Genomic DNA, 12,796 nt, shown 5'->3' with positions numbered 1-12,796 from the left:
GTCATGAAGCGGGACGGACCTTTCGGTCCGTCCCGCTTCGTTGTCGGGACTGTGCTTGGCTAACCGGATGCAGCCCCTCACCGTCCTGTCCGGACTCATGATCGCCGTCGGTATCGTCGGGTTGATCGTGCCGGTATTGCCGGGTCTGGCGCTGAGCCTGCTCGGCGTCCTGCTGTGGGCCTGGTCGACCGGCGGCGCTGCGTGGTGGTTCTTCGCCGCCGCGTGCGTCGTGGCGGTGATCGGCTGGATCGTGCAGTACACCGTCCCCGGCAAACGGATGGCCGCCGCAGGCGTGCCGGGCCGGGTGCTGCTCTTGGGTGCGGTATGCGGGATCGTCGGCTTCTTCGTGATCCCGGTGGTGGGTCTGTTCATCGGCTTCGTGCTCGGAGTACTGCTGGCCGAGCTCGGTCGCACCCGCACCATTGCCGACGCGTGGACCTCGACCAAACATGCGCTGAGAGCGGTCGTGACCAGCGTGGCCATCGAACTCACGGCCGCCGTCGTCGTAGCTCTGATCTGGGTAGCCGGGCTCCTGACGACCCGGTGAGCGATCAGCTGGCCGGCTCGCGGTCCTTGATGCCGGTATAGGTGAAGACCAGGGCGATCAGCGCGACAATGACCAGCAGCATCAGCCCGAAGCCATAGCCGGAGAACACCATGCCGAAGGTGGCGCCCATGATCAGCGGCGGGAAGTAGCCGCCCAAGCCGCCGGCGGCACCGACCAGACCGGTGACCGTACCCACCTCGGCCGCCGGGGCCTGTTTGCCGACGAACGCGAACACCCCGCCGGTGCCCAGCCCGAGGAAGAAGGCCAGCAACACGAAGGCGAGACCGGCCGGCCACTCCAACGGCGGCTGGAAGGCCACCACCGCGGCGAAAATGGCCGTGCCCAGCATGGAGATCGCCACCACCTGGCGCGGCCCGATCCGGTCCGACAGCACGCCTCCGATCGGCCGGGCGACCACCGCGGCGATCGCGAAACCCGCCGTCCGTGTGCCCGCGTCGGTCAGGTTGAAGTCGTAGATGTCCTTGAGGTAGGTCGGTAGGTAGGTGGAGAACGCCACGAAACCGCCGAAGGCCACGGCGTACAGGAACGACATCTGCCAGGTGACCGGCAGCTTCAACGCGGCCTTGAGTTTGGGACCCACCGGAGCGTTGTTGGGCTTCCACAGCGGCGAGTCGCGCATGGCCACCCAGCACAGGATCGCCGTCAGGACCAGCGCGACCGCGAAGATCACATGGGTAGGCACGTAGCCGAACGCCTTCACCATCCGCGGGGTGAAGAACGCCGACAACGCCGTACCGCCCATGCCGGCACCGAAGATCCCGGTGGCGAATCCACGCCGGTCCTTGGTGTACCACTGGTTCACGAAGGGGACGCCGATCGCGAACGTCGTGCCCGCGATGCCCAGGAAGAACCCGACGATCAGCATCATCGGGAACGACTTGGCCTGACCGGCCACCGCGACCAGCAACACGAACGGGACCACCAGCAACGTGACCACGGGGAACATCAGCCGGCCGCCGTACCGGTCGGTCAACGCACCCACCGGGATCCGGCCGACCGACCCGACCAGCACCGGCGTGGCCACCAGAAGTGCCTTCTGGGTGCCCGACAGGTGCATCTCCTCGGTGTAGCGCACTCCCAAAGGACCGATGATGTTCCAGGCCCAGAAGGTGACGGCGAAGGCGAAGGTGGCCAGCGCAAGATTCTTACCCTGCCCGGCCAGCGATGCCTCCGCCGGTTGTTCAGCTGCGCTCATCGGACTCTCCCTCTCGACGGTGACGGTGGGTGGGGATCAGCGGGACCGGTCGCGGTCCGGGGTGCCGACCGGGCTCCAGCCGGGCCGGGCCGAGCGCGCACCGGTGACCTCCTGGTCGCGCGAGCGGTAGACGATGTAGGGCCGGAACAGGTAGTGCAGCGGCGCGGTGAAGGCGTGCACGAGGCGGGTGAACGGCCAGACCGCGAACAGCAACATCCCCACCAGTGCGTGGATGTGGAACTGGATCGGCGCGGCGGCCATCGCGTCCACGTCCGGATGCAGGTAGAGCACCGAGCGGAACCACGGCGAAACCGTCTCCCGGTAGTTGTGCGCGGTGCTGCCGGCACCGACACTGACCAGGGTCGTCCACAACCCGAGCACGATGGCCGCGACCAGCAGGACATACATCAGCTTGTCGTTGCGGGTCGTGGCCATGAAGACCGGCCCGGTGGTGCGGCGGCGATAGATCAGGATGCCGATTCCGACCAGGGTGCAGACGCCGGCGATCATGCCGAAGAACAAGGCGTTGAAGTGGTACATCCCCTCACTGACCCCGAGCGCCTCGGTCCACGATTCCGGGATGAGCAAACCCCCGACGTGACCGAAGAACACCAGCAGGATGCCGAAGTGGAACAGCGGCGACCCGATGCGCAGCAGCCGGGATTCGTACAGCTGGCTGGATCGGGTGGTCCAGCCGAACTTGTCGTAGCGGTACCGCCAGATGGTCCCGCCCACGAGACTGACGATGCACAGGTAGGGCAGCACACCCCACAGCAGCACGTCCATCAGCGACTCCCTCCGGCCACGGCGTGCAACGGCAACTCGGTGCGCCCGTACGGCGCCAGGCCGACCGGTTCGACGCCGGGCGGCCCGTCCAGACCGGCCATCGCCATCACCTCGGCGCGACTCTGCGGGGACTTCCCGGGGAGCGTCGCGCACACGCTCGCTACTGCGTCGGCGTACGGCGAGGCGTGCTCCAGCAGGGCAATCCGCAGCAGCTCAAGGCTGGCTCGGTATGAGGACAACAACTCGCGACCGGCGATCGGATCGGCGATGGCCGCGAACTCCAGGACCATCGGCAGGTAGTCGGGTAGCTCACCGTGGGTGTCCACCAGGAAGCCGCTGCGCCGGTAGACGCTCTTGAACTGGCCCAACACCTCCCCACGCCGACGGGTGTCGCCGTCGGTCCAGTAGGACAGGTAGAGCGCATGTTTGCGCGACAGGTCGAAGGTGTCGACGTACGTCTGACGCAGCTCCTCCAGATCCCGGCCGGCCAGGTGGTCCAGTACGCCGAGGAGCAAGTCCCCGCGACCGTGCGACTGCTCGCCCAAGGCCTGCCGCAACTGCGGAAGGGACTGCAGTAGTGCAGGATTCGGGTATTCCAGCACGCGGCTGGCGACCAGGTACACGACGCGGTCGTCGCGTTGGCCCTTCCCTCGCAGCAGCCTCATCGCGCCTCCCGTTGCGGGAAGACGCCGTCCGGCGGCGTGCCGTTGCCGTCCCAGTTGAGCAGGTTCACCCGGCCGGTCAGGTGGCCCGAGGAGTCCGTCCGCGCGGCAGCATCGGCAGTCTGCCGCTCCTTGAGCGCGTTGAACGTCTCGACGGCCACCGGCGCCGGGCGACCACTGGCCTCACCGAACGGTCCTGACTCGTACATCCCCGGACCTTCGTCGTAGTCCAGCGAACAGCCCAGTTCCTCCAGCTCATGGGCGCGTTCGACGTGAGCGGTGGGCACGACGTACCGCTCGTCGTATTTGGCCACGGCCATCAGGCGGTACATCTCGTACAGCGATTCCTCGCTCATCCCGACCGCAGCCGGGATGCTCGGGTCACCGTCGCGCCCCATGCTCACGTCCCGCATGTAGGAGCGCATCGCTGCGAGTTTGCTGAGCACGCCGGTGATGATGTCGGTGCGGCCGGCAGTGAACAGTTCGGCCAGGTACGCGGCCGGAATGCGCAACGCCTCGATCGCTCCGAACAGGACGTCCTTGTCCTCCGCGTCGTGCCCCTGCCCGGCGAGCAGGTCCACCACCGGCGACAGGGGCGGCACGTACCAGACCATCGGCATCGTGCGGTACTCCGGGTGCAGAGGCAGCGCCACCTGGTACTTCTTGGCCAGCGCGTAGACCGGGGATCGACGGGCGGCGTCCATCCAGTCATCCGGGATGCCGTCGCGTCGGGCCGCCGCGATCACCTCCGGGTCCTCCGGGTCGAGCAACAGATCCAGTTGCGCCTGGTAGAGCTCGCCCTCGTCGGGAGTCGTCGCCGCGTCGGTCACCTTGTCCACGTCGTACAAGAACAAACCCAGATAGCGCAGCCGGCCCACGCAGGTCTCCGAGCACACCGTCGGCAGACCCACCTCGACGCGCGGGTAGCAGAACGTGCACTTCTCGGCCTTGCCGCTCTTGTGGTTGAAGTAGATCTTCTTGTACGGGCAGCCGGTGATGCACTGCCGCCAGCCCCGGCACCGGTCCTGGTCGACCAGCACGATGCCGTCCTCGGCCCGCTTGTAGATCGCCCCGGACGGGCACGAGGCCATGCACGACGGATTCAGGCAGTGTTCGCAGATGCGCGGAAGATAGAACATGAACGTCTTCTCCAGCTCGAACTGGACCGCCTGCTCCGACTCCTGGCGCAGCTTCTCCACCACCGGATCCAGGTGCCCCCAGCGGGTGCTGCCGCCCAGGTTGTCGTCCCAGTTGGCCGACCAGCTGATCTTGGTGTTCTGCCCCGTGATCAGCGACTTCGGCCGGGCCACCGGGAAGTCGTCACCCAGCGGTGCCTTGACCAACGTGTCGTAGTCGTAGGTCCACGGCTCGTAGTAGTCCGCCAGTTGCGGTTGCACGGGGCTGGCGAAGATGCTGAGCAACTTCTGCACCCGGCCGCCGGCCTTGAGCTTCAGGCTGCCCCTGTTGCTCAACGTCCAGCCGCCCCGCCAAGTGTCCTGGTCCTCGTAGCGAGGCGGATACCCTTGTCCCGGGCGGGTTTCCACGTTGTTGAACCACACGTACTCGGTACCCGCCCGGTTGGTCCAGGCCTGTTTGCAGGTCACCGAGCAGGTGTGACAGCCGATGCACTTGTCGAGGTTCATCACCATGCCCATCTGGGCCATGACGCGCATCAGTAGCTCACCTCCTGCGACCGCTTGCGGACCGTGGCGACGATGTCGCGTTGATTGCCGGTCGGGCCGAGATAGTTGAACGTGTAGGACAACTGGGCGTACCCGCCGATCAGGTGGGTGGGTTTGACCAACAGCCGGGTGACCGAGTTGTGCATCCCGCCGCGGCGGCCCGTCGCCTCCGATTTTGGTACGTCGATCGTGCGCTCCTGCGCGTGGTGCACGTAGACGACGTGCTCGGGCATCCGGTGACTGACCACGGCCCTGGCCACCAGCACGCCGTTGGCGTTGACCACCTCGACCCAGTCGTTGTCCTGGACCTCGATGCGTTCGGCGTCCGCGGGACTCATCCACACCGTCGGTCCGCCGCGCGACAGCGAGAGCATCAGCAGGTTGTCCTGGTACTCACTGTGGATCGACCACTTCGAGTGAGGCGTCAGGTAGCGCACGGTCACCTGCGCGGCGCCGTCCTGACCGACGCGCGGTTCGCCGAAGAGCCGGTGCATGTCCAGCGGTGGCCGGTAGACCGGCAGCGACTCCCCCATGTCCTGCATCCAGTCGTGGTCGAGGAAGAAGTGCATCCGACCGGTCAGGGTGTGGAACGGTTTGAGCCGCTCGATGTTCACCGTGAACGGCGCGTACCTGCGGCCGCCGGTCTCCGAGCCGGACCATTCCGGTGAGGTGATGACGGGCACGGGTTGTGCCTGGGTGTCGGCGAAGGTGATCCGCTTCTCCTCCGAACCCTCGGCCAGGTCGTGCAGCGTCTTGCCGACGCGCTTTTCCAGGGTCCGGAAGCCCTGGACCGCCAATTGACCGTTCGTGGTGCCGGAATACATCAGGATGGCCTCGGCCAGGTGGGAGTCGGTGTCGATCGCAGGCCGCCCGGCACCGGCTCCGCTGGGCATCACCCCGTTGATGCCGGCGAGTTTCCGAGACTGTTCGGAGACGTCGAACGTGACGTTCTTGACCGTGAAACCCAGCGAATCCGCCAGCGGCCCAACGGTGGCCAGCTTGTCCGCGATCGCGGTGTAATCCCGCTCGACGACTTGGAACACCGGCATGCCCTTGCCGGGGGTGCCCGGTTCGTTGGAGTCGCGCCAATCCACCACCCGCCCGCCGGGTTGGGAGACCTCGCCGGGTGTGTCGTGTTGCACGGGCACGCTCACCAGGTCCTTGACCACCCCGAGATGGGTTTCGGCCAGCTTCGAGAACCGTTGGGCCAGTAGATGGAAGAGCTCGAAGTCGGACTTGGCTTCCCATGGCGGATCGATCGCCGGAGTGAAGGCGTGCACGAAGGGGTGCATGTCGGTCGAGGACAGGTCGTGCTTCTCATACCAGGTCGCTGCTGGCAGCACGATGTCGGATAGGAGCGTGGTCGAGGTCATCCGGAAGTCGGCCGACAGCAGGAGATCCAACTTCCCGGTCGGCGCTTCGTCGTGCCAGCGGACGTCCTTGGGTCGCGGCGCGTTCGGGTTCTCCGAGCCCATCACGTTGTGATGAGTGCCCAACAGGTGCTTCAGGAAGTACTCGTTGCCCTTGGCCGAGGACCCCATCAGGTTCGAGCGCCACAACGTCAAGGTGCGCGGCCAGTTGCGCGGGTCGTCCACGTCCTCGATCGACGGCTGCAGGCTCCCGTCGTGGAGCGCGCCCGCGACGTACTCCCCCGGTGTGGCAGCGCTTCCGTCGTCGACCGCGCGCTGCGCGTCCTGCGCGACCTGGATCGGGTTGGTCGAGAACTGGGGATAGAAGGGCATCCAGCCCAGCCGGGCCGACTGCGCCAAGGCATCCGCAGTGTGCATCCCGCTCAAATGCCCTTGGGCCAGTGGTGAATTCAGCGAATCGGCGGAATAGCCGTCGTTGCGCCACTGGTCGGTGTGCATGTACCAGAAACCGGTGCCGATCATGGTGCGCGGCGGGCGGCTCCAGTCGAGCGCGTTCGCCAGCGAGATCCACCCGGTGATCGGACGACACTTCTCCTGCCCGACGTAGTGCGCCCAGCCACCGCCGTTGCGACCCATGCAGCCGGTCAGGATCAGCAGGGACAGGATGGCCCGGTAGATCGTGTCACCGTGGAACCACTGACAGATACCGGCGCCCATGATGATCATCGAACGGCCCTCGGACTGCTCGGAGTTCGTCGCGAACTCGCGAGCGATCCGGATGCATTGCTCGGCCGGGACACCGGTGATCTCCGCCTGCCAGGCGGGCGTGTACGGCGCGGCCACATCGTCGTAACCGGTCGGCCACTGACCGGGCAGACCGTCGCGCTGCACGCCGTACTGCGCGAGCATCAGATCGAACACCGTCGTGACCCGGTGACCGCCGACCATCCGGGTGGGCACACCGCGCCGCAGCACCGAACCGGAGCCGTCCGGGTCCACGAACGCCGGCAGCAACAACTCCACCGCTTCGCTGCCGTCACCCTGCATGGAGAGCGCGGGAGTGACACCCTCCAGATCCAGGTTCCACCTCCCGACTCCGGACTCGGCGTACCGGAAACCCATCGAACCGTTCGGTACGACCGGCTCGCCGGTGGCGTCGTCCAGAAGGACTGTCTTCCAGGCGTCTTCAGGCTCGGACGCACCCAGGTCAGCCGCGGTGAGGAACTTGCCCGCGACGTGGGATCCGGCGTACTCCCCTGGCCGGTCTCGACCCGGACCAGGAACGGCAGGTCGGTGTAGGTGCGCACATAATCGGTGAAGAAGTCGACGCTGCGGTCGACGAAGAACTCCTTCAGCAGCACGTGGCCCATCGCCATCGCCAGCGCTGCGTCCGTGCCCGCCTGGGCCGGCATCCACTCGTCGGCGAATTTGGTGTTGTCGGCATAGTCCGGGCTGACCGTGACGATCTTGGTTCCGCGGTAGCGGACCTCAGCCATCCAGTGCGCGTCGGGGGTGCGGGTGACCGGGACGTTGGACCCCCACATCATCAGGTACGTCGCGTCCCACCAATCGCCGGATTCCGGCACGTCCGTCTGGTCACCGAATACCTGGGGGCTGGCGACCGGCAGGTCGGCGTACCAGTCGTAGAAGCTGGTCATCACCCCGCCGAGGAGTTGGTAGAACCGGGTTCCGACGCAGTGCGAGACGATCGACTGGGCGGGGATCGGCGAGAACGCGGCGACCCGGTCCGGGCCGTACTCCTTGATCGTGTGCACGTGAGCCGCAGCGGCGATCTCGATGGCTTCGGCCCAGCTGCTGCGTACCAATCCGCCCTTACCGCGGGCCGATTGGTAGCGACGGCGCTTGTCCGGATCGGTGGTGATCTCGTGCCAGGCCGCCACCGGATCACCCAGCCGCTGGTTGGCCTCACGGAACATCTCCAGGAGCACCCCGCGCACGTAGGGGTAGCGGACTCTGGTCGGCGAGTAGGTGTACCACGAGAAGGCGGCGCCGCGCGGACACCCGCGGGGTTCGTACTCCGGTCGGTCCGGACCGACCGAGGGATAGTCGGTCTGCTGGGTCTCCCAGGTGATGATCCCGTCCTTGACGTAGACCTTCCATGAGCACGACCCCGTGCAGTTCACTCCGTGGGTGGACCGGACGACCTTGTCATGGCTCCAGCGATCCCGGTAGAACACGTCACCGGCGCGGCCGCCGTCGCGGAAAACGACTCTCTCGTCGTCGGTTTCGTTCCACTTGGTGAAGAATCGGCCAGCCTTGAGCAGCGCATCCGTCGCCGGCCCGTCGACTTTCCCGTAGCCGTCTTGTACCGACATCGAGCACCCCGTCCGCCCAGTGGTTGGATCTGCGCCTGCGTTCGACATCGTGGCACAAACCCGCACACCCTAAGGAGATGCTGCCTCGCTGAATCGGCTCTGGAACGAGGCGGTGGGTTGTCAGCCGGTGACTTCGGCAGTCGCCAACTCCTGCTTCCAGACCCGGAAGGCATCCTCACTTCGACCCTGGCGCCAATAGCCGGAGATGGACGCATCCGACCGCGGCACCCCCGCTCCTTGAGGACGTAGGGTCGGACGCCATGCATGATCGCCTGCGCCTCACCGTGCGCGAAAACCTGAACCCGGCCAGGAAGCCAGGGAAGGTCCTGCACGGCCATCACGAGTGCTGCGGGGTCCCCGACGTACTGCACGTCTTGGTCAACCCCCAACGCCAGCGCGGGCTCGTGGTCAGGGCCGGGCACGGCGAGCAGTAACCGCACGGTGGGCTCCGGACCCAGCTCCGCCAGGGCGGCGGCGATCGCCGGTACGGCGGACTCGTCCCCGACCAGCAGGTGCCAGTCCGCACTCGGGTCGGGGCGGTAGCCACCGCCCGGGCCATTGGCGTGCAGCGTCTGACCCGGTTGGGCCTGCGCCGCCCAGGGTCCCGCCACTCCCTCGTCACCGTGAATCACGAAGTCGACCGCGACGGTTCCGGCCGCGACGTCGGGGAACAGCGCCGTGTAGGTACGCACGTCCGGCAACTGCGCGGGCGGTACGCCGTCACGCCGCATTGCCCGCACGTCCACCGACTCAGGCAGCGGCTGGCCATCCTTGGCGAAGATCAGTTTCACGTACCGGTCAGTGTGCGAACTTCCGTCAAAGGCCGTCAGGTCGTCGCTGTAGAACCAGACCCGGCGCAACCCGGGGGTGAGGTCTTCAGTTCGGGTCACCGTCCATCGCATCGTCACGAAGGTAACCCTAAGTCCTTAGGCTGTGAATGCCCGGCTCGGTCCCGTCACCCGGCTCGGCCCCGTCACCAGGAGTCGTCGTGCCGTCGCTTGTCCCAGCGCTCCTCGAGGCGCTGCATGAAGCTGTCGGAACTGGCGGTCTTGGTCTTACCGAACCGGCGTTTGCTGGATCCCGTCGTGCGTTGGGTCGACCCGTCCACCGCTTCGAGCGTCTGGCGGGTGGGCGTGAGCGCGTAGGCGCCGCCCACGACCATGACGACGAAACCGAGAGCACCCAACCACACAAGCTGAGAGGCCACACCGAGCACGACAAGCCCGACGCCGACCAGCAGGACCAACGCTCCGAGCAGCAGGCGGCGGCGTTGTCGGAGGCGGTGCGGGACCGCGGCCATGCTCGAGACGAATTTCGGGTCCTCGGCGTAGAGCGCACGCTCCATCTGGTCGAGCAACCGTTGCTCGTGGTCGGAGAGCGGCACCGTGACCTCCCATGAAATGACGTCGCCCGGCGAAACGGGCGATGATGCAGTTGCTGCTACCTACTTCAAAGGATATGTCGCGCACCAGGAATCCGGTAGCCATACGGACCTACTTGTGTGCCAAGCCCGCTCAGCCCACCACAGGTCGCAGCAGCGGCGGCGGCGAGGTCACTGGCGGAAGACCCAGCCGAGCCGTCACGTCATCGAGGAACAACCCGACCTGTCGCACCAGGTCGTCCGCCTCGCGGGCGCTGACCTGGACCGAGCCCCGCTCGACGGCCGCGCGGCGACGGGCGGTGGCCGCAAAGAACTGGCACCACTCGGCCAGCTCGGGGGCCACCAGCGGAACGATGTCCCAGACACTGCGCAGCCGGGTGCGCCGCGCCGGTAGCGGCCGGGCGGCGAGCATCGCGGCCGCCGCGCGCAACGCCGCCAGATGGGCGGTGGCGAACCGGTCAGCGGCGCTGGTGGCATTACCGGCCGCCAGCAGACCCGTGCGGCAGCGATCCAAGAGATCCCCGACCTGCGGATCGGCCACCGGCGCCGGCACGGGGCGCGCGGTGGTGGTGGAAGTGGGACGCGAAACGGTTGCGGTCATCACGGCTCCTGACAGCGGACGCTCCCGAACGTTTGTTCGAGATGCCGGCTACGCTAGCCGCGGGGTCTGACAACCTCCCGACGACGCACGAAAGCGCAGGTCAGAGGCCGTCCAGCAGGCGGATCAGGACGCCGCCGGCACATCGGCCGTGCGGCGCAGGTTTCCGACGACCTCCAGGCTGGCCGTCGAACGGTTCATGGTGATGAAGTGCACGCCGGGCGCACCCTCCTGCAGCATCCGCTCCGCATGCTCGGTGCACACGGCGATCCCTTCGGCGCGAACCGCAGCCGGATCGTCCCGGACCGCCTCGAGCCGCTCCAGCACGGCTGGGGCCAGCGGCTGACCGTTCAGTTTCGTCATGCGCTCCAGCTGGCCGTACACCGTCACCGGTAGCAGACCCGGAACCAACTGGAAGTCCGGACGCCGGGCCGCGACCTCATCGCGCAGCCGCAGGTAGGCATCGACGTCGGTGACCATCTGGGTGATGGCGAATTCCGCCCCGGCGTCCGCCTTCCGGACCAGCACGTCCACGTCGTCGGCCAACGACGCCGACTCCGGGTGCCGGTCCGGGAAGGCGCCGACGCCCACGGTGAAGTCACCCAGGCCGCGGACCAACCCGACCAGCTGATCGGCATGGTCCAGACCGTCCGGGTGCGGCGTCCACGGGGTGCCCAGGCCTCCTGCCGGGTCCCCGCGCACGGCCAGCACGTTGCGGATTCCGGCGTCGGCGTACGACCCGATCACCGAGCGCAGCTGAGCCACACTCGCACCGACACAGGTCAGGTGGGCCATGGTCGTCAGCGTGGTCCGAGCCTCGATCTCCCCCGTGATGCGCACGGTGCGGTCGCGGGTACTCCCGCCGGCGCCGTACGTCACGGATACGAACGCGGCCACCGGCTCGACCCGCCGGATCGACTCCCAGAGCACCGCCTCAGCGCTGTCGTCCTTCGGCGGGAAGAACTCGAAACTGAACGATGGTTCGGTGCGACGCAGCAGGTGCGGGATCAGCGGGCGCGCCGAGGTCCCGGCGGGTCGATCATCGGCCATGACCGAAGTCTACGGACCCCTCCCCGCTGTCCATTGTTCGTCCGCGATTGGTGAGACACCTCCGGGCTTGCGAGAATGGGCTCGTGGCCGACCCGCTGGAAGCCCGCGAGCTACGCGCCCGCGTCCAAGAAACCCTGGATTCGTTCCGGATCCAGGAGCAGAAAGTGCTCGCGCCCCTCGGCGAGCCCGCCACGGCGCTCCTGGACGCCGTGTTCTCACTGCTGCGCGGCGGCAAGCGGTTGCGGGCGGCGTTCTGCTTCTGGGGCTACCTCGGGGCCGGCGGGCCGGACGGCCAACCGGTCGTGCGCGCAGCCAGCGCGATGGAGGTGTTCCAGGCCGCTGCGCTCCTGCACGACGACGTCATGGACGCCAGTGACATCCGCCGCGGACAGCCCACCGCTCACGTCGCCCTTGCTGCCGCCCACCGCGAGGCCGGCTGGTACGGCGACCCGGGCCGGTTCGGCGAAGCCGGCGCGATCCTGGCCGGTGACCTGTGCTTGAACTGGACCGATCAGTTGTTCGCGACCTGCGGGATGAGCGCGCAAGAGATCGCCCGCGGCCGGGTCTACCTCGACCAGATGCGCACCCAGCTGATGGGTGGGCAGTTCCTTGACATCGTCGAGTCTGCGCGTTCCTGGCAGGACCTGAGCACCCAGGAGCGGGTCGAGTCGGCCCGGACCGTGATCCGTTTCAAGAGCGCGGGCTACACGATCGCGCAGCCGTTGATGATCGGTGCTGCGAGCGCAGGTGCGGATGAGGCAACGATCCGGGCGCTCTCGGACTACGGCTACGCACTGGGCGAGGCGTTCCAACTGCGCGATGACCTGCTCGGTGTGTTCGGTGACCCCGCCACGACCGGCAAACCCGCCGGTGACGACATCCGCGAGGGCAAGCGGACGGTATTGGTCGCCTACCTACTCGACACCGCCAGCCCCAGCGAACTCGAGCGGTTCGACGCGTGTCTGGGCTCCCCCGACCTCACTGAGGACGACGTGCACTGGGTCCGAAAGCTGGCGATCGGCACCGCTGCGGTCGACCGGGTCGAGGAACTCATCCAGCAGCAGGCCGGCGCATCAGCCGTGGCGTTGGAGCGCGCCAGCCTGACCGACGAAGCCAGGGCCCGGCTGACCGAGCTGATCTCGGTGTGTACGGCGCGGGCGGCCTGACC

Annotated in this window: 9 protein-coding genes and 2 pseudogenes; 2 read left to right on the top strand and 9 right to left on the bottom strand. The window is 67.4% G+C overall.

Annotated elements, in window-relative coordinates:
• Positions 1 to 67: 67 nt before the first annotated feature.
• Positions 68 to 547 (top strand): DUF456 domain-containing protein, encoded by a 480-nt coding sequence (locus ACFQBT_RS06855; RefSeq protein ID WP_377821417.1) that lies wholly within the window; start codon positions 68 to 70, stop codon positions 545 to 547.
• Between the two features lie 4 nt (positions 548 to 551).
• On the opposite strand, the gene ACFQBT_RS06850 is transcribed toward ACFQBT_RS06855, so the two are convergent.
• The 9 genes and pseudogenes from ACFQBT_RS06850 to ACFQBT_RS06810 form a co-directional block, all read right to left on the bottom strand.
• The gene (locus ACFQBT_RS06850) at positions 552 to 1,763 is read right to left on the bottom strand and encodes a nitrate/nitrite transporter (RefSeq protein ID WP_377821415.1); all 1,212 of its coding nucleotides are present in this window, start codon (positions 1,761 to 1,763) and stop codon (positions 552 to 554) included.
• Between the two features lie 36 nt (positions 1,764 to 1,799).
• Positions 1,800 to 2,549, bottom strand: coding sequence for a respiratory nitrate reductase subunit gamma (gene narI / locus ACFQBT_RS06845; RefSeq protein WP_377821414.1), 750 nt, complete (start codon positions 2,547 to 2,549; stop codon positions 1,800 to 1,802).
• A complete protein-coding gene (gene narJ / locus ACFQBT_RS06840; RefSeq protein ID WP_377821412.1) occupies positions 2,549 to 3,214 on the bottom strand; it encodes a nitrate reductase molybdenum cofactor assembly chaperone in 666 nt (221 codons plus the stop codon). Before narJ ends, narI begins: the two co-directional genes overlap by 1 nt.
• Positions 3,211 to 4,884 carry a nitrate reductase subunit beta gene (narH, locus tag ACFQBT_RS06835; RefSeq protein ID WP_377821411.1) on the bottom strand — a complete coding sequence of 558 codons (1,674 nt, stop codon included), beginning with the start codon at positions 4,882 to 4,884 and terminating at the stop codon, positions 3,211 to 3,213. Before narH ends, narJ begins: the two co-directional genes overlap by 4 nt.
• Positions 4,884 to 8,599 (bottom strand): annotated as a pseudogene (locus tag ACFQBT_RS06830) (nitrate reductase subunit alpha). The gene narH and the pseudogene ACFQBT_RS06830 overlap by 1 nt, the downstream one beginning before the upstream one ends.
• Before the next feature lie 284 nt (positions 8,600 to 8,883).
• Positions 8,884 to 9,501 (bottom strand): annotated as a pseudogene (locus tag ACFQBT_RS06825) (siderophore-interacting protein); the annotation flags it as partial.
• A gap of 71 nt (positions 9,502 to 9,572) precedes the next feature.
• Entirely contained in the window at positions 9,573 to 9,983 is a 411-nt protein-coding gene (locus ACFQBT_RS06820) for a DUF3040 domain-containing protein (protein WP_377821409.1), read from the bottom strand.
• Between the two features lie 130 nt (positions 9,984 to 10,113).
• Positions 10,114 to 10,581, bottom strand: a complete 468-nt coding sequence (locus ACFQBT_RS06815; RefSeq protein WP_377821408.1) for an SAV_6107 family HEPN domain-containing protein — start codon at positions 10,579 to 10,581, stop codon at positions 10,114 to 10,116.
• Positions 10,582 to 10,704: 123 nt separating this feature from the next.
• Positions 10,705 to 11,628 (bottom strand): methylenetetrahydrofolate reductase, encoded by a 924-nt coding sequence (locus tag ACFQBT_RS06810; RefSeq protein WP_377821406.1) that lies wholly within the window; start codon positions 11,626 to 11,628, stop codon positions 10,705 to 10,707.
• Positions 11,629 to 11,711: 83 nt separating this feature from the next.
• Between ACFQBT_RS06810 and ACFQBT_RS06805 the strand changes: the two genes are divergently transcribed.
• The gene (locus ACFQBT_RS06805) at positions 11,712 to 12,794 is read left to right on the top strand and encodes a polyprenyl synthetase family protein (protein ID WP_377821404.1); all 1,083 of its coding nucleotides are present in this window, start codon (positions 11,712 to 11,714) and stop codon (positions 12,792 to 12,794) included.
• Positions 12,795 to 12,796 lie beyond the last annotated feature (2 nt).

Origin of the sequence: Branchiibius cervicis, assembly GCF_042661605.1 — a bacterium.
GTDB classification, from domain to species: domain Bacteria; phylum Actinomycetota; class Actinomycetes; order Actinomycetales; family Dermatophilaceae; genus Branchiibius; species Branchiibius cervicis.
The sequence above is the reverse complement of the archived record's forward strand: the minus strand, read 5'-3'. Positions and strand labels throughout refer to the sequence as shown.

What these genes read in the sequence shown, in the direction of transcription:
- ACFQBT_RS06855 (WP_377821417.1), top strand. Translation starts at nt 68, where the DNA reads ATGCAGCCCCTCACCGTCCTGTCCGGACTCATGATCGCCGTCGGTATC.
- ACFQBT_RS06850 (WP_377821415.1), bottom strand. Translation starts at nt 1,763, where the DNA reads ATGAGCGCAGCTGAACAACCGGCGGAGGCATCGCTGGCCGGGCAGGGT.
- narI (WP_377821414.1), bottom strand. Translation starts at nt 2,549, where the DNA reads ATGGACGTGCTGCTGTGGGGTGTGCTGCCCTACCTGTGCATCGTCAGT.
- narJ (WP_377821412.1), bottom strand. Translation starts at nt 3,214, where the DNA reads ATGAGGCTGCTGCGAGGGAAGGGCCAACGCGACGACCGCGTCGTGTAC.
- narH (WP_377821411.1), bottom strand. Translation starts at nt 4,884, where the DNA reads ATGCGCGTCATGGCCCAGATGGGCATGGTGATGAACCTCGACAAGTGC.
- ACFQBT_RS06815 (WP_377821408.1), bottom strand. Translation starts at nt 10,581, where the DNA reads ATGACCGCAACCGTTTCGCGTCCCACTTCCACCACCACCGCGCGCCCC.
- ACFQBT_RS06810 (WP_377821406.1), bottom strand. Translation starts at nt 11,628, where the DNA reads ATGGCCGATGATCGACCCGCCGGGACCTCGGCGCGCCCGCTGATCCCG.